The organism is Saccharicrinis aurantiacus (genome assembly GCF_947489045.1).
Lineage (GTDB): Bacteria > Bacteroidota > Bacteroidia > Bacteroidales > Marinilabiliaceae > Saccharicrinis > Saccharicrinis aurantiacus.
In genome coordinates this window covers 166,306-182,582 of sequence record NZ_CANLCN010000002.1, presented here as the reverse complement: position 1 = coordinate 182,582, position 16,277 = coordinate 166,306, and the positions used below count along the sequence as shown (strand labels likewise).

The window sequence follows — 16,277 nt, the reverse complement described above, 5'->3', positions numbered from 1 at the left end:
TTTTATCAAAAAACAGTTTTGCTCAATGAATTTTCTGGCCCATATATATTTATCAGGTAATAATCAGCAAATAATGTTGGGTAACTTTATTGCCGATTATGTAAAAGGTAATCAATATGAGAAGTATGCTCCTGAGGTTCAGAAGGGGATATTACTGCACCGAAAAATTGATGGCTTTACAGATAAACACCCTATTGTTAAGCAAAGTGCTCAGCGATTTAAAGAAAGCTACGGACGATACTCATCTGTAGTAATTGATGTGGTTTATGATCATTATTTAGCTAATGCTTGGCCGAATTATTCTTCGGTTCCTCTTGGTGAGTTTGTAAGTAAAACCCATCAATATTTAATGAAGAATTACTTTATGCTTCCTGCTAGAGTAAAAGGGTTTTTACCATTTTTAATTAAAAGTCGTAGGCTTGAAAATTATAAGAACTTGCAAGATATAGAGCGGTCTCTAGCCATAATGGCAAAAAACACTTCGCTCCCTGATAAATCAGAAGAAGCCATTGAAGTAATGAGTAATCATTATCCTCTATTTGAAGATGAATTTGCCTTATTTTTTAGTGAGATGCGCCAGATGGTGCATGCTGAACTAAACCCATAATTCAGCATAATTCCAATATACGTTATGTTTTAAATTAGGTATTGAAATAAATCGGGTCTCTCATTCAGGTATTCCGCAACAAAACCATTTTCAAGCATTCTTTCCTGTAATCCTTCAAAATCATCTTTGTGCTGTAACTCTATGCCAATTAAGGCAGGACCACGTTCGCGGCTTGTTTTTTTACGGTATTCAAAATGTGTAATATCATCAGTAGGCCCTAATACACGATCAACAAAATCGCGCAAAGCACCAGAACGTTGTGGGAAACGAACAATAAAATAGTGTTTTAGGCCTTCGTAAAGTAGCGAGCGTTCCTTAATTTCTTCGGTACGCGTAATGTCGTTATTACTTCCGCTAACAATGCAAATAACATTTTTGCCTTTTATCTCTTTCTCATAAAACTTAAGAGCAGCAATACTCAATGCACCCGCAGGTTCAACCACAATGGCATCGTAGTTATACAGTTCTAATATTTTAGTGCATATCTTACCTTCAGGTACTAAAACAATATCATCCACCACCTTTTTGCATATATCAAAGGTAATTTCCCCTACTCTTTGCACGGCTGCACCATCAACAAACTTATCAATATTTTCGAGGGTAACTAGTTCGCCTGCAGCAATAGAATCCTTCATAGCGGGTGCTCCGGCAGGTTCAACGCCAATAATTTTTGTTTCAGGATGAATTTGTTTCATATAACTTCCCAAACCAGAAATTAAACCACCACCACCAATGGGAGCAAAAATATAATCAATTGGCTTATCGGTTTGCATGTCAATTTCAAGACCCACAGTGGCTTGCCCCTCAATTATTTTGGCATCATCAAATGGATGGATAAAAGTTTTACCACTTTGAGTACATTCTGCCATGGCCGATTTGTAGGCATCGTCAAAAGTATCTCCGGTAAGTACCACTTTAGCAAAATCCTGACCGAACATACGCACCTGATTTACTTTCTGTTTAGGCGTAGTAGTTGGCATATAAATGACCCCATGTATACCAAGTTTGTGACACGAATAGGCAACACCCTGAGCATGGTTTCCGGCGCTGGCACATACAATACCGGCCTTTGATTGATTCTCAGAAAGGCTTTTCATTTTATTATAAGCACCTCTAATTTTATAGGATCTAACTACATGCAAGTCTTCGCGCTTTAGCATTATGTTAGAATCAAACTTTAGCGATAGCTGTCTATTCTCCATTAAAGGTGTATTTTCTATTACATCATTTAATGTTGATTTAGCAGCAATGATTTCTTCTATACGCGGAAAATATGTAGTCATCTTATTATAATAAAATTTAAAGCAATTCAGCTTTTTAATGGAGATAGGTGTTATCAGTTATTTATAATAATATGGAAAACCATCGAGCAATATCTTGATCTAATTGGCCTCAGCTTAAAATCAATTTGTCACTCTTGTAATTCCTCTAAAATTATAAATAACCTGTTGCAAATATAGGCATTTAGCTAAGATGCAGCTTTAAATTCTGTTAATTTGGTGAAATGCTTCAAGCAAGAATAGTACATTAAAATGACAAGCGCAGCTTCAGTTATTTTGTATGGTTTGTTTCTTTCTGCTATTTTAGTCCTCCATTCAAAAAAGAGTTAAAGCCGTCTATGATATCAGCATCTGTAAAAAAAATAAGTCTTGTGTTAGGTCTGTTCTTAACCTGCTGTATGGCCTCTATTTATGCTCAACAAAATAATAGTGCCCTTATTTTTTCTGATGATTTATACCACATGGCTAAACATGTGGATGGACTGCAGCCCATTGCAGATGATGTTGTACGGCCATCAGTTGTTGCATTTATTCCGAATAAGGAAGCCTTACAAATTAATAACTCCCGCAAGGATGCCATTTCTGTATCACTTTGGTTTTGTCCTCAAAATATAAAAGCACATCCAGGCACACTGTTTGGCGAAAATGAGAATTTTTATTTTAGATACCTATCTAATAATCAATTGCAGTTCAATCTTTATTTGCGCCATGATATTAACACAGAAGCTTTAGTGAATGAAGGCCACTGGCAGCATGCCGGTTTTACCATTACCAAAGATGGTGAACTGAGTATTTATTATAATGGCGATTTGGTTTTGCAGGATACCCTAAGAGTGGATTGGAAGCAAAAGAAGAGTGCGTTTATTGTGGGCAACGATAAATACAATATGGGAGCTGAGGGTAAGCTTGACAAGTTGAATGTTTGGGACACGGTGTTAACACCCGAAGAAATGAAGGCCATTTACACGCGTCAGTTAATTGATCCTGTGCTCGATTATAAATTACAAGCCTATCTGCCTTTAAAAGAAAATGCCATTGATGTTTCCAATAATGCATGCAAAACAGATAAAATACAAAATATACTATTTGAAGAGGATAAAGAACGTGGATCGGCTGCTCATTTTACGAGTGATAGCTCACTGATTAAATTCTCAGGTGTTACACTAGGCAAACAGCAATCGGTGGCACTTTGGGTGAAACCTAAAAACGACAGATATGTAGCTGCATTGGTTGGGAACAATGATTTTAGTTTACGTTACTCCTATACAAAAGGACAACTTTGGTACTCGGTGCCTCTGTTGTATTTGCTAGAATCGGAGCGGTTTAAGGTAAAGAATGATAATTGGATTCACGTAGCAGTAACGCTTAGTTACAATCATAAAATATCCTTTTACTTAAATGGAGCACTGCTTAGCGAGCATTCTATAGCGGATCAAACAGGAGGAGCTAATTTTATTGAATTAGGAAGGAGCCTTTGGAATGCAGGTGATTCGTACAAAGGTGCTATGTCGGAGATATTGATATGGGATCGCTTATTGAGTGCTAACGAGATAAAGGATGTGTATAACGGGAAGCTTAAGTTGGCGCAGAAGCAGGAAACATACTTAGCTTATTACCTTGTTTTAGTCTTGGTTTGTATGCTTTTATTGGCATTGCTCGTTATCAAAAAACGCAGAAATGAGAAAACTATCGGTAATCAGAATGTTAAAAAAGAGTTGCTCCTTCCGAAACACAATGCCATTTATTTTTACGATAAGTTTAGGGCTTTTGATGCTGATGGCAACAATGTTTCAGCAGAATTTACACCAACTTTAATTCGATTATTCGCCTTGTTTATTCTATACCCAAAAGTGTATAATAGGAATGTTACTTCGGCTGAAATATCTTCCATTTTATGGGATGCGGATACTGCTAGTCAACAAAAAAATAACAGAAATACAAATGTACATCGCTTGCGCGCGATTTTTAAGAAGATGGGCGGAATACAACTTTTGTTTCAGGATAGAAGTTGGTTTATTGAAACATCTGAGGCTATTTATATTGATGTTAAGCAGTTTGAGGATCACTTATCTAATACTACAGATAAGATTGCCTTTCAGAGCTTAAAATTGGACTCTAATTTAAACAACGATGGGTTTGATGCTATTATTTCGTTATTGAATGATCAGCATTTAAAGTTACTTGCAGAACTTTGTGAAGGGGCCTCTGAAGGCAAGGATTATGAACGAATGGTTCACCTCTCCTTACTTTGGTTAAGCGTTGATTCTCTTTCTGATACTGCTTTGAGATACAGAATAAGAGCCTTATTGCACTTACAGCAAAAGCAAAATGCTTTGAATGCTTATCAACAATTTTGTAAAAACTATCAACAGATGCTTCACGAGGCTTTTGAAATAAGGTTTGATGAGTTGATAAAATAAAGTTGTATTATCCCTCTAAAAAGTAACCACTCTCGCTCAATTCAGCTTCAATTTTACTGGAGTTGAGAATACCAATTTTTTTGCCTTTGGTGCTTACCAAGCCTTCTTTTTTGAGGGCTGATATTACCCGAATGACCTGCTCTTGAGAGGTGCCAGCAAATTCAGCAATATCCTTACGAGAGAACGTGAGATTAAAGAATTCATTATCCTGTCCGAATTTACGTTGTATAAAAAGCAGCCCATTAATTACCTTATCCTTCACGGTCATACGCCCAAATAGCTTGGCATTTGATTCACTCTTTTGAAGCTGGTCGGCATAAAAAAGCATAAAATCGTACATCAGCTCCGGTGTTTTGTGTAGCATCTCTATTAATATATCCGATTGAAAGTGGCACAAAATGGTATCCTGCATGGCACTTGCACTAATATCGTAAACATAGTTTGTTCCAAAACCTCGGTGCCCTACTATTTCGCCATCTTTTGAAAGGCGTATTATCTGACTACTATTGTCATCGATGCTTTTATAAACTTTAACTGCACCCTGAAAAATAAAATATAAACCACTTACAGGTGCACCTTCAAGAATAAACTGTTGCCCATTTTGGCATTTAAACGTGCTTTTACGTTCAATATAGCTTTGCATACTCTCTCGTTCAATGTGCTTTTTTATCAAGCAATTGTTATTGGTACATTCTTTACAAGTGGTTTTATTCATAATCGACTTATTTTATTAGGTCTTATTGATGGCACAATTTTACAAGTTATAATATGCCTCCCTTAATGGCACCGCGAAATGATTGTAAAATTGTTTGATGTGTTTTATTTGTATAAACCTTAGAAAATTAATTTTTATAGGTATATCATTTGTACAAACCTTCAAAAAATATTTTTTCTCGCTTTGTACAAGCTGATAAGTATGAAAAACTAATTTTTCTATAAATAGCATTTCGCCATTCATAGAAAAATTGATTTTTCTGTTAATATACATTTGTATAAAGGCCGAAAAACTATTTTTTGTATGAATTATATGTGATAATTAATTTTTAGCTACATGTATTAACTTTATTTAGTAACAATATCTCTTTGCTTGCTAGTGATCTAAAAAGTTCAATAGATACTGGCGGTACTCATAAAATCGAGGATCTTCAATAGTAGTTTTACGATGGCGCGGACGCTCTATTTCTATGTGTGCCACATCGCCAACTTTAGCATATGGACCACCTGTCATCATAATAACTCTATCGGATAAAAGGATGGCCTCATCCACATCGTGTGTAACCATTACGGCAGTAATTTTTTCCTTGGCCCAAACGTCAATTAGTACATCTTGTAGTTCAACACGCGTCATTGAATCGAGCATCCCGAAAGGTTCATCTAACAATAACACCTTTGGTTTAAGTGCAAATGCGCGGGCTATACCAACACGCTGCTGCATACCTTGCGAAAGACTGCTGGCACGTTGGTGAAACGAATCGCCTAGGCCTACTTTATCTAAGTAATACTTACAAATATCTTCGCGTTGCTTTTTGGTGCCGTGTGCAAAAACTTGTTTCACACCAATCATTACATTCTCCATGGCAGTCATCCAAGGGAATAAACTGGGCGATTGAAATACCACCGCTCTATCGGGTCCGGCTCCTTGAATACGGTTGGCATCCACAATAATATTTCCTTCGGTGATGTCGTTTAATCCTGCAATCATGGTTAATAGCGTAGATTTACCACAACCCGAATGACCAATAATAGATATAAATTCTTCTTCTTTTATTTTGAGTTGAAAATCTTCGAGCACAACAAAATCGCCCTTAGGAGTTGGATAAGCTTTTTTAAGATTAACACACTCGAGCATTGTTTTTTTAGCAGTAACTGTTTCCATAATTCAAGCTTTATCGGTTAATCCTCTTCAGTTTATTTACTTTAATAATTGGCTGTAAGTCGGGCAATGCATAGGCCTCACCTTTACTTCCTGAGCGATGCATACCTACTTCATCTAGATATTTAATAATTGCATTTCGTTCCTTTTTAAAGTTAGGATCAGCATTAATAGCTGCCTTATCGCGCGGACGCGAAAAGCCGATTTTAAATTCTTCGCCCAATGTTGCATTGGGGCCCGGTGTAAGCGGAATTACTCTATCTGCCAATAAAATACCTTCATCAACATCGTTAGTAATTAACATTACTGTTTTTTTCGATTCATTCCAGATACGCTCAATTTCAATCTGAAGCGATCCACGTGTTAAAGCATCCAGCGCACTGAGCGGTTCATCCATTAAAAGAATTTCTGGATCCATGGCCAATGCACGAGCCACTGATACACGCTGGCGCATTCCGCCCGATAGTTGCGATGGATTTTTTTGCAAGGCTGGTGTTAGGTTTACCATCTCGATAAACTTACGCGAGTGATTTACTCGATCTATTTTGCTCATTTTCGGAAACACTTGCTTTACAGCAAGCTCCACATTACCTTGTACCGATAGCCAAGGCAGTAAAGAGTAGTTCTGAAATACCACTCCTCTATCGGGTCCAGGACCCGTAATCTTTTTACCCTTTAGTAAAACTTCGCCCTCGTCGGGCTCAATTAATCCAGAGATGAGGCTTATCAAAGTAGTTTTACCACTTCCGGTGAAACCTACAATGGCTATAAACTCGCCTTCTTCAATGGTGAGGTTGATGTTTTTGAGTACTTCAACCTTTTTATCGCCTGTACCGTATGATTTAGATACATTGCGTAATTCTAAAAATGCCGCCATAATTGTTGGTTTTAAGGTTGAAATTATTTCGCTTCGAAGCTGATTAACTTCTGAATAAACATCATCACTCTATCAAGCATAAAGCCGATAAAACCAATAACGAACATGGCCACTATTATTTTTGCATTGGAGTCGTTGGCTCCATTCTGAAACTCTTCCCAAACAAAAGATCCTAAACCAGGACTTTGTGCTAATAATTCAATAGCAATTAATACCATCCAGGCCACTGAAAGTGTAATACGTAAACCCGTAAAAATCATTGGAATTGATGCTGGTAATATCACTTTAAAGATATTGCTGAAAACACTTAAGCGTAATACTTTTGATACGTTAATGTAATCGGGATTTACCGATGATACACCCATGGTAGTGTTTACCAATGTGGCCCACATACTACAAAATCCTACACTAATAAAGGATATGATAAAGGCTTTATCGGAATCGGAATTGGCCATAACCGTTTTTACAACCATTGAAACCAATAGTAACCAAACTACAGGAGAAACAGGTTTTAAAATTTGAATAATCCAGTTGATTGAACTGCGTAAGGTTTCGCTTAAACCCAATACAATACCTACTGGGATGGCAAAAAATGCTGCTAACAGAAAGCCTGCAAAAACCGTTTTTAAACTGGTTATAATTTGATCAACAAACGAAGGGCGACCCGTGTAGGTAATGGCTTTTAGGCCTTGCTCTTTACGTTGTTTGTTTATGGCTGCCGTTTTTTCTTTAAAGGCCGATTTCTTTTCCGAGATCATTTTATGATCGTTCCATAACGAGATCGCGCCTTGTTTAACATCAGCTGGCGAAGGCAATGAGTTAGGCTTACAGCTTAAATCACCAGAATCGATACACTCGGCCATTTGTGCTGCCGCAGCATCGCCCTGAACCGATCTTGTTTTTTCAATTTTAATATCTCGTTCCTTATTATAAAGGTAGGATGCGCCAAAATTACAAACGCCTAGGAATATAAATACCGATAGCACCGGAACAACAATTTGCCTTAGCACCAATCTAATATTTTTATCTTTTTCTTTGCCCTGAATTAATTTGATTAGTGGCTCAAGAAATCCTAAACCACTCCATTTTAAGGCATTTAATATTTTTGTTTCCATATTGATTTTATTAGTTGGATTTGTTTTGAAAATCTATTGCTGTTTTAGTTGAAGAAAAAGTGCATGAAACTTCCGGAAAGCATGCACTTTTTCTTCCTTTCCAACTAAAAAAACAATAGTGAAATAATTGTTTATCTTTTCTTACTAGTTTGATTTTGCTAGTGTTTTAGCATCCTTATTACCAATAGCGAACTTGGTTAAATATTCGTTTGGCTTAGTTCCATCAAACTCAATACCATCAATAAAGTCGGGTGTTATTGCCTTATATCCATTGGTTGATGGAATATCTGATGCTGGTATTTTACCTTCAGCCACAAGTGCTTCAGCAGCTTTCGTCCATACATCCGGACGGTAAACTTTCTTGGCTGTTTCGGCATACCACTCATCCGATTTAGGTTCTGAAATTTGTCCCCATCTGCGCATTTGCGTTAAAAACCAAACGGCATCAGAGTAGAAAGGATAAGTTGCATTGTGCTTATAGAAAACATTAAAATCAGGAAGATCGCGCTTGTCGCCTTTTTCAAATTCGAAAGTACCAGTCATTGAGTTTGCAATTACGATAGAATCAGCTCCCACATAATCCGACATGGCTAAAATACCAACGGCTTTGCCTCTGTTAGCAGGATTATCTAACCATTTACCTGCTCTAATTAAGGCTTTGGTTACGGCTACTGCTGTATTTGGATTCTCAGAGATAAATTTCTCAGTCATTACAAATACCTTTTCAGGATTGTTTTTCCAAATCTCGTAGTTGGTTACCACAGGTACACCAATTTGCTTAAATACCGCTTGTTGGTTCCAAGGCTCTCCAACGCAATAACCATAAATAGTTCCTGCTTCTAAGGTTGCTGGCATTTGTGGCGGTGGTGTTACCGATAATAACACATCAGCATCAACCTGACCTTGAATATTGCTAGCAGTGTACATACCAGGATGAATTCCTGCAGCTGCTAACCAATAACGTATTTCATAATTATGAGTGGATACCGGAAATACCATACCCATTTTAAATGGTGTTCCGTTGTTTTTATACTCAGTAACAACTGGTTTTAAAGCATCGGCAGAAATTGGGTGAATAGGTTTGCCTTCGGCATCTTTAGGTACATTCGATTTCATTTTATCCCAAATGGCATTGGATACCGTAATGGCATTTCCATTTAAATCCATCGAGAATGGTGTAACCAGGTTGGCTTGACGACCAAATCCTGCAGCAGCAGCAATAGGCTGGCCTGCTAACATGTGCGAGCCATCTAATTCGCCATCAATAACTCTATCTAATACATTTTTCCAGTTACTTTGCGCTTCGATGGTAACGAATAAACCTTCGTCTTCAAAGTATCCTAACTCTTTAGCTATTGCTAGAGGAGCCATATCCGTTAGTTTTATAAAACCAAAAGTAAGCTGTGGCTTTTCAACCAAAAGGGCACTTTTAGAAGTGGAGCTTTCGCTTGTTTTTCCTGACTTAGAAGAAGAACTTCCTCCACAAGAGGATAATATTACTAAGGCTGTAGCGAATACTGTTGTCGCTTTTAATATGTTTGAAATCTTCATTTTACTACGTTTTTATCGTTAAAAAAAGCATGTAGAATCCCTATACCACCTACAAATGCAAGTGGTGCTATCTACATTTCAACATTTTTTACCTGATTGAATAACTTATGTGATAAGCTATTATTTAGGGATGTTCTATTTAGGTAAAGTGCCAAATGCTAGTACCAACTTGACACCTTACCTATTAAGTTGTTATAAAAATTTAGGTGAGAATGAAACCTGTAACCAAGCCCAAGACTGCATTCCTTGAGTTGAAGCATCAGGAGCCATTCCTTTTAAAACCTTCATTGTTTCACTAATGCCAAACATATGCGAGTATCCTACTTGTAAGGATAACTCCTTCGCTAATTTGCGAGTATATACAAGATCTAATTCAGTTCCTAAAGAACCATCATAAGCTTCGCCCATGTAGGTACGTTCTTGTGCCGACATAAAATAATGTAAGTGACCTGCTAGCGAACTCTTCTCGCCAAATTTAAATGCTGTTTTTAAATAAATATCAACCAAACCAGCACTGCGTTCGTTTTGTCCTCCATGCCCATTACCAACATAGAAGTAATCCATGAAACCATAAAATTTATGGTTGGTTCCATATTTAGGAGACCATCCTTCTACTTTATCACCCGTAGACTCGTCATCACCACTTAGGTAATCTACTCCTAACAATGGAGCTCCAACTACTTTAGGTGCCTGAATATATAAGTTAAACATATAACCTGAAAGGTCTGTTTTGTACTCTTGTCCGGCAGCTATTAAACCTTTGTCAATTGCACCGCCAGTATAGAAGAACTGACCGCCAAATTTAATATCGCCCGCTTTAAACGAAGGTGATACGCCAAGTGTGAAATTGCTGTAACTAAAGTTTTCTGTTGTTTCATCAATAGTCGATGATGAATTATAAATGTCATTCTCTAGCATGATACCAATACTACCTGCATCAAAAGTCTTCTTAAAATATACCATTTGTTGACTCTTTGGTAATTCAAGATTGAAAATGCGCGTATTTTCGATACCACCGCCATTTCGGGTCTGGTAATAGTTACCCGTTAGATTCGCTGGCTCAGGAGCTCCATCACCATAGCCTAATTGATTCCATGATACCATAGCGTCGAAATTAATACCATCACCTTTATACATATATCTTAATGCATCAAATGAACGGCCTTGCATTGCCCAATCTAGGCTACCAATGAAGCGATGATCGTCATAAATCATTTCCTGACGTCCGATTCTAAAAGTAGACTTATCTGTGGCATAGTAATCACCATAAGCTTCGTGTGCACTTAATAATTGGTCTGACTTATTAATTTGCCCTGTTTCACCCCAGATGCGAACATCTTGAATGGAAGCCTTAAATCCAACTTTATCTTTTTTATAACCTACAATTAGTCGAGCTCTATGCTCTACAAATGCACCTGGTTCAGTATTCTCCATAATAGGAGCTTTAAATCCATTTCTCATTTCACCTCTGGCACGATACTGGCCTGTGAAAGTAACTTGAGCATTCATTGTTGCGAAACTTGCAATTGCTAGTAAGAGAGTTAATAACTTTTTCATCTTCAATTAGAGTTTAAACGTTAAACCAGCCAAAATCAATCTTAGGTTAATTTGACTTTGACCTGTTCTGAAATAAAACATCCTCTCAAATAAGTGATAATATAACCGTTGTTATTATTAGTCTTATTTGAATTACCATAATACCGTTGTATGATGGATTTTACACTTACTTACTTTTTGATGTTTGATTCTGATGTAAAGGTATGGTGTATCAAACATCAATTTTATGTAAATGGAGAGGATTAAAGCGGTTTTTTACCATAGTATATTAGGCTTTAAGGTATAAAAAAACCTGCGTAAAAGCAGGTTTTGAATGTAATTATATTAAAGTCAGTGGTATACTAGCTCTGAATAAAGTAGTGATGTTCGTCTATTTCGTCCTTTAATACTTGTATGTTGGGTATTCCAATCTTCTTACCAGCACTTTTTATGGCCTTATCTTTTTTTAATGCAGACAGAATTCTGATCACCTGTTCTTCTGTGGTTCCTGCAAAGTCAGCAATATCTCTTCTGCTTAATTGTATGTCAAGGAAACCATTCTTTTGTCCGAATTTACGGTGCATATATAATAAGGTATCAATTACTTTTTCACGCACTGTCATATGCGCAAACATGCGAACCTTACTTTCTGTGCGGTTTAATTCCTCAGCGTAGTAAACCATAAAATCAAAGGCTAATTTCGGATGGGTTTGCAACATGGTTTTCATGGTATCTAAAGTAAAATGACACATGATGGTTTCATCCAAAGCCAATGCACCGCTTGGATAGGTCTGGCGCGAACTAAAAACACGTTGCCCAAGCACCTCTCCGCTAGTTGCAATACGCATAATTTGCTCTCTCCCGTTAATTCCTGTACTAAAAACCTTAACCTTTCCTTCTTTTACAAAGTAAATTCCATGTATAGGAGAACCTTCAATAATAATACTTTGTCCCTTACGACATCGCATTGTATTCTTTTGCTCAAGTAACACAGTTAGCGCAAGGTCGTTACTGTACTTTTTCATAATACAATGTTTGTTTTCACAATCGATACAGCTAGTGGATTTTATCATTTACGAGTTCTTTTGTTATAGTTTTATAGGGTTGATGCAGTTGTAAATTGTTTTTTAATGTGCTTCTATCTAAAAATAGGTAGGTTCAAATTTTGAAACCATTATTCGCTGATTATAGGAGTAAACAATAAAGCACTACAATCGTTCATTATTAAAACTATATTTGAAGTTTAATTATTACTTTTTATTCCTACGAAGTAAATATGCAATGTTTTAGCATTATATGAGTACAGATAATAGATCTTTTAAAAAATTGAGAATCAGTTTAACTGATACTTGTAACATGGCTTGTACTTACTGTGTACCAGATGGTGATGCGGGAGGTATTAGAGCACAGCTAAAACCGCGACTAGAGGTTTCTGAAATGATTGACTTGCTTGCAAAGCTTCATAAAGAGTTAGGTTTAAAAAAGGTTAGAATAACAGGAGGAGAGCCACTGTTGTTTCCTGGGATTGTTAAATTAGTTGCAGAAATTAAGCATTTGGGAATTGATGACATTGCCATTACCACCAATGCCTTTTACCTGTCAAATTTAGCTCCTCGTTTAAAAGAAGCAGGTTTAAAATCAATCAACGTGTCCTTGGATGCTTTAGATACTGAAGTTTTTAAGGCCATTACCCGAAAAGATATGCTGCAACAATGTTTACTCGGAATTGATGAAGCCATAAAACAAGGAATTAAATTAAAGATAAATAGTGTAATTATAAAAGGAGTTAATGAGAATCAGATATTGCCTTTAATTGCCTTTGGAATTCAAAAACAAGTGAAAGTGCGTTTTCTTGAACTTATGAAAATGGGTTACTTGCATAATAACTATTTACAACACTTTGTTTCGCAGAACGAGATTATTGAAATAATTAAAGGAGCGTATGTCATTGAAAAACAGTTAAGGGTTCCATCGGCCACAGCCAATTATTGGAAACTTGAGGAAGAGGATTACGCCTTTGGCATCATAGCTAACGAATCGGAACCGTTTTGTAAAGATTGCGATAGATTAAGATTAGATAGCTATGGAAAAATTTACGGGTGTATCAGTGCTACAAAAGGTATTGATATTAAAGGGAAACATGATTTAAAACCTTTGCTTACTGAGGCTATACAACAGAAACAACGCTTTAAGTTTATAGGAAATCAAATGAGCATGCAGTTTATAGGAGGATGATTTATGATTAAAGTACATTTTTTTGCTGCCCTAAAGCAGTATTTTACAGATAGCATTAGTGTTGAGTATATTGAGAATGAAACCGTATTGGATTTTATTCAGCGTTTGGCTCAATTGTATCCTGATGCAGCAGAACCTCTTGCCAAATGTAGGGTAGCCATTAACGAAGAGTTTGTTTCATTTTCAGATACCATCCAATCGCAAACAGAAGTATACGTAATACCACCTTCAAGTGGAGGCTGATATACTAAGTATTAGTATAGAGATTAAGAGTTTTAAAGAAACATTATGGAAGAGAGAGTTGAGGTAAAACAAACTACTATTAAACGAATTAATGGTTATCTCCATAGAATAATACCAATAGCTGATACATCTGGTAAGATAATCAACTATGCCATAAAACCTCTCATGGTTGAGTTTAAACCTCGGGATATTATTCAGGTGGTTATAGGTTCATCTTTACTTGCCATACCAGTGTCGTTAACCGAGGAAGCCTGGAACCTTGGGACTACGTTGCCCAATGTTAATATTATTCTAATTGCTTTATTGTCAATGTTGCTTATCTCTATTTTTGTATTCTTTAATTTTTACAGAAATAACTTTAAAGGGTTTAAGTTCTCTTTTTTGAAGCGAACTATTGGAACTTATTTAATATCACTCATTGTGGTAAGTGTAATTCTTACTATTATTGAGAAGTGCCCATGGTCTACAGATCATATCTTGGCCATAAAAAGAATCATAATTGTAGCCTTTCCTGCATCGCTAAGTGGAACCTTAAGTGATATGATTAAATAAATCTATTTGAACGCTCTATGAAACATATAATTAACAGCGAAATAAACGTTTGTGCCGAGTACAATAAAGCAAAGCATCCTGAATCGGGCGCTATTGTGATGTTTTCGGGCGATGTACGCAATCACAACAAAGGCCAAAAAGTAAAATACATTGATTATGAAGCTTATGATGCCTTGGCCGATAAAACCATAGCTAAGATATTAACGGAAGCCAAAGAAAAGTGGGATTTGCAATATGCCGAGTGTATTCATCGCATAGGTAAGGTAGGCATATGCGAAACAGCAGTTGTAGTGCTAGTTTCAAGCGTGCACCGAAAGGAAGCCTACGATGCCAACCGTTTTATTATTGATCAAGTAAAAGCGCTAGCTCCAATTTGGAAACACGAGTTCTTTGAGGATGGCACCAGTAAGTGGGGCGCCAACTGCGATTGTGCCAGCGACGAGCATGAGCATCATCATCATTAAATAGGTCCGATTATGGGGATAGGTAAGGACACACTATCGGGACTTACCTATCCCGATAGCTTGGATAAGTAAGGACAGGTTATCGGGACTTACTTATCCCGATAGCTTGGACAAGTAAGGACAGGTTACCGGGACTTATGTAGTCCGGCTGTCGGACTAAATATAGGTAAGTGAGATAAGACTTACTTCACAACTACTTTGTAAAGCAGATACAAAGTTCTGTCTTAAATAAGGGAATCAAGCTTAGCCTTAATCTGGGTATTTATTGTGTCTTCAGTAAACTCATTACCCATAGAAACCACCAAGTCAGCCTCATCAATTAAATGGGCATTTTTTTCTGAACTACCAGCTTTAACAAATAGCAATAAGTCTGGCTTTAAGATGCCAGATAAAGTTGCCGATTCACAAACTACAATAGCTTCCTCTGCAATATGCTGCTGAACTGTATGGTAGCAATGCAGCAAATACTCAGGCTTACACTGTATGTAAAAGCTTTTATTGGCACCTGCTTGTAAATGCAATGAGCTATCCTTATGGGTTATGTTTCTTTCTTCAATAATATCAAAATCTTCACCTTGTAACAAAAAAAGCTCATTGCTATTTATTGGGTGCATATGGCTTGATGTTTTAATGCTACACACTCTTCTCTCACGTTCTTTTAAATAACGAATTACATGTTGCGTTAAAGTGGTTTTTCCCACATTCTGACCATTACCACATATCATAATAGTGGTATTTAAATTACTTTCTTTTTGCAAAGCCTCCATATCATTAATATTTTTAAAAGCATCAAGCTCATCAAAAACAAGCTGCTTTGCCCCTATTTCATCTAAGAATCGCATCATTGAAAAGTGCCCTTTCTCCAATTTATCCTGAATAATAGGCACCAAGCTTTTGTGATAAATCCCAATCAAAGGATGAACTTTTCCATTGCCATCAACAGCTATTACCGCTTTGGCGGATGCCGATGCTTCTATTAAACGTTCAATTACTTGCAACGAAACAAAGGGCGTATCGCAAGCCAATACAATATTGTAATCGTGTTCACTTCTTAATAATGAGGCATAAATTCCGGCAAGCGGACCTTCTCCTATACTATCCTTAACCAACGTATCACCATAAATACTGTGCTTGCTATTGTTACTGCTAACTATTAGCTCAGAACAGAAACTCTTTAACAGTTCAGCCGACCATTCAGCCATGGGTTTTCCTTTTACAAGAATTGAGGCCTTATCAGAATCCATTCTTCTGCTTTTTCCACCACTTAAAAGTATTCCACCCCATGTTTTTACATCGCTCTTGCTCATTTTCACATTTTTTATGATTCATACCCTATCCCTTAATGGGTGTAGTGTTCAGATATATTAATTAGGTAGTTTGTTGCTTAATTAAAAAATTACTACCTCAATTTAAGAACATATTACAGAATAATTAGTTTACTTTACACTTACTTACTTTTTGAGTTGATTCTGATTTAAATCGATATCGACAGTTTAGTTTTAGTTATAAACTATAATTAAACCA

At 36.7% G+C, this 16,277-nt stretch carries 15 protein-coding genes; 6 read left to right on the top strand and 9 right to left on the bottom strand.

Features of this window, described 5'->3' with window-relative positions; translation table 11 throughout:
* Positions 1 to 25: 25 nt before the first annotated feature.
* Positions 26 to 607: an acyl carrier protein phosphodiesterase gene (locus QMO11_RS03925; RefSeq protein WP_282036126.1), complete on the top strand. Its 582-nt coding sequence runs from the start codon at positions 26 to 28 to the stop codon at positions 605 to 607.
* Positions 608 to 636: 29 nt separating this feature from the next.
* Here the strand turns inward: QMO11_RS03925 and ilvA are convergent, their stop codons facing one another.
* Complete coding sequence (ilvA, locus tag QMO11_RS03920) at positions 637 to 1,890, bottom strand: threonine ammonia-lyase (RefSeq protein ID WP_075603280.1); 1,254 nt, start codon at positions 1,888 to 1,890, stop codon at positions 637 to 639.
* Positions 1,891 to 2,285: 395 nt separating this feature from the next.
* On the opposite strand from ilvA, the gene QMO11_RS03915 reads away from it, so the two are divergent.
* Positions 2,286 to 4,307, top strand: a complete 2,022-nt coding sequence (locus QMO11_RS03915) for a LamG domain-containing protein (protein WP_282036125.1) — start codon at positions 2,286 to 2,288, stop codon at positions 4,305 to 4,307.
* A 7-nt stretch (positions 4,308 to 4,314) separates the two neighbouring features.
* Here the strand turns inward: QMO11_RS03915 and QMO11_RS03910 are convergent, their stop codons facing one another.
* The 7 genes from QMO11_RS03910 to QMO11_RS03880 all read right to left on the bottom strand — a co-directional run bounded on the left by QMO11_RS03910 (position 4,315) and on the right by QMO11_RS03880 (position 12,284).
* Positions 4,315 to 5,022 carry a Crp/Fnr family transcriptional regulator gene (locus tag QMO11_RS03910; protein ID WP_282036124.1) on the bottom strand — a complete coding sequence of 236 codons (708 nt, stop codon included), beginning with the start codon at positions 5,020 to 5,022 and terminating at the stop codon, positions 4,315 to 4,317.
* A 375-nt stretch (positions 5,023 to 5,397) separates the two neighbouring features.
* Positions 5,398 to 6,183 carry an ABC transporter ATP-binding protein gene (locus tag QMO11_RS03905; RefSeq protein ID WP_075603284.1) on the bottom strand — a complete coding sequence of 262 codons (786 nt, stop codon included), beginning with the start codon at positions 6,181 to 6,183 and terminating at the stop codon, positions 5,398 to 5,400.
* 10 nt (positions 6,184 to 6,193) lie between these two features.
* Positions 6,194 to 7,057 carry an ABC transporter ATP-binding protein gene (locus tag QMO11_RS03900; RefSeq protein WP_282036123.1) on the bottom strand — a complete coding sequence of 288 codons (864 nt, stop codon included), beginning with the start codon at positions 7,055 to 7,057 and terminating at the stop codon, positions 6,194 to 6,196.
* Between the two features lie 23 nt (positions 7,058 to 7,080).
* Positions 7,081 to 8,172 carry an ABC transporter permease gene (locus tag QMO11_RS03895; RefSeq protein ID WP_282036122.1) on the bottom strand — a complete coding sequence of 364 codons (1,092 nt, stop codon included), beginning with the start codon at positions 8,170 to 8,172 and terminating at the stop codon, positions 7,081 to 7,083.
* Between the two features lie 144 nt (positions 8,173 to 8,316).
* The gene (locus tag QMO11_RS03890) at positions 8,317 to 9,723 is read right to left on the bottom strand and encodes a CmpA/NrtA family ABC transporter substrate-binding protein (RefSeq protein WP_282036121.1); all 1,407 of its coding nucleotides are present in this window, start codon (positions 9,721 to 9,723) and stop codon (positions 8,317 to 8,319) included.
* 192 nt (positions 9,724 to 9,915) lie between these two features.
* Positions 9,916 to 11,280: an alginate export family protein gene (locus QMO11_RS03885; protein WP_282036120.1), complete on the bottom strand. Its 1,365-nt coding sequence runs from the start codon at positions 11,278 to 11,280 to the stop codon at positions 9,916 to 9,918.
* A gap of 341 nt (positions 11,281 to 11,621) precedes the next feature.
* Positions 11,622 to 12,284, bottom strand: a complete 663-nt coding sequence (locus QMO11_RS03880; protein ID WP_282036119.1) for a Crp/Fnr family transcriptional regulator — start codon at positions 12,282 to 12,284, stop codon at positions 11,622 to 11,624.
* A 271-nt stretch (positions 12,285 to 12,555) separates the two neighbouring features.
* Between QMO11_RS03880 and QMO11_RS03875 the strand changes: the two genes are divergently transcribed.
* The 4 genes from QMO11_RS03875 to QMO11_RS03860 are packed head-to-tail and all read left to right on the top strand — an operon-like array spanning position 12,556 to position 14,753.
* On the top strand, positions 12,556 to 13,494 hold the full coding sequence (locus tag QMO11_RS03875; protein ID WP_282036118.1) for a GTP 3',8-cyclase MoaA: 939 nt from the start codon (positions 12,556 to 12,558) through the stop codon (positions 13,492 to 13,494).
* A gap of 3 nt (positions 13,495 to 13,497) precedes the next feature.
* Positions 13,498 to 13,737 (top strand): MoaD/ThiS family protein, encoded by a 240-nt coding sequence (locus tag QMO11_RS03870; RefSeq protein WP_282036117.1) that lies wholly within the window; start codon positions 13,498 to 13,500, stop codon positions 13,735 to 13,737.
* 45 nt (positions 13,738 to 13,782) lie between these two features.
* A complete protein-coding gene (locus QMO11_RS03865) occupies positions 13,783 to 14,289 on the top strand; it encodes a DUF2391 family protein (RefSeq protein ID WP_282036116.1) in 507 nt (168 codons plus the stop codon).
* A gap of 17 nt (positions 14,290 to 14,306) precedes the next feature.
* A complete protein-coding gene (locus tag QMO11_RS03860) occupies positions 14,307 to 14,753 on the top strand; it encodes a molybdenum cofactor biosynthesis protein MoaE (protein WP_282036115.1) in 447 nt (148 codons plus the stop codon).
* A 224-nt stretch (positions 14,754 to 14,977) separates the two neighbouring features.
* On the opposite strand, the gene QMO11_RS03855 is transcribed toward QMO11_RS03860, so the two are convergent.
* Positions 14,978 to 16,060, bottom strand: a complete 1,083-nt coding sequence (locus tag QMO11_RS03855; protein WP_282036114.1) for an NTP transferase domain-containing protein — start codon at positions 16,058 to 16,060, stop codon at positions 14,978 to 14,980.
* Positions 16,061 to 16,277 lie beyond the last annotated feature (217 nt).

Bases quoted from the DNA above. Each gene is read 5' to 3' on its own strand.
- QMO11_RS03875 (WP_282036118.1), top strand. From the start codon at position 12,556: ATGAGTACAGATAATAGATCTTTTAAAAAATTGAGAATCAGTTTAACT.
- QMO11_RS03910 (WP_282036124.1), bottom strand. From the start codon at position 5,022: ATGAATAAAACCACTTGTAAAGAATGTACCAATAACAATTGCTTGATA.
- QMO11_RS03905 (WP_075603284.1), bottom strand. From the start codon at position 6,183: ATGGAAACAGTTACTGCTAAAAAAACAATGCTCGAGTGTGTTAATCTT.
- QMO11_RS03880 (WP_282036119.1), bottom strand. From the start codon at position 12,284: ATGAAAAAGTACAGTAACGACCTTGCGCTAACTGTGTTACTTGAGCAA.
- QMO11_RS03885 (WP_282036120.1), bottom strand. From the start codon at position 11,280: ATGAAAAAGTTATTAACTCTCTTACTAGCAATTGCAAGTTTCGCAACA.
- QMO11_RS03870 (WP_282036117.1), top strand. From the start codon at position 13,498: ATGATTAAAGTACATTTTTTTGCTGCCCTAAAGCAGTATTTTACAGAT.
- QMO11_RS03860 (WP_282036115.1), top strand. From the start codon at position 14,307: ATGAAACATATAATTAACAGCGAAATAAACGTTTGTGCCGAGTACAAT.
- QMO11_RS03895 (WP_282036122.1), bottom strand. From the start codon at position 8,172: ATGGAAACAAAAATATTAAATGCCTTAAAATGGAGTGGTTTAGGATTT.
- ilvA (WP_075603280.1), bottom strand. From the start codon at position 1,890: ATGACTACATATTTTCCGCGTATAGAAGAAATCATTGCTGCTAAATCA.
- QMO11_RS03865 (WP_282036116.1), top strand. From the start codon at position 13,783: ATGGAAGAGAGAGTTGAGGTAAAACAAACTACTATTAAACGAATTAAT.
- QMO11_RS03890 (WP_282036121.1), bottom strand. From the start codon at position 9,723: ATGAAGATTTCAAACATATTAAAAGCGACAACAGTATTCGCTACAGCC.
- QMO11_RS03900 (WP_282036123.1), bottom strand. From the start codon at position 7,057: ATGGCGGCATTTTTAGAATTACGCAATGTATCTAAATCATACGGTACA.
- QMO11_RS03915 (WP_282036125.1), top strand. From the start codon at position 2,286: ATGGCCTCTATTTATGCTCAACAAAATAATAGTGCCCTTATTTTTTCT.
- QMO11_RS03855 (WP_282036114.1), bottom strand. From the start codon at position 16,060: ATGAGCAAGAGCGATGTAAAAACATGGGGTGGAATACTTTTAAGTGGT.
- QMO11_RS03925 (WP_282036126.1), top strand. From the start codon at position 26: ATGAATTTTCTGGCCCATATATATTTATCAGGTAATAATCAGCAAATA.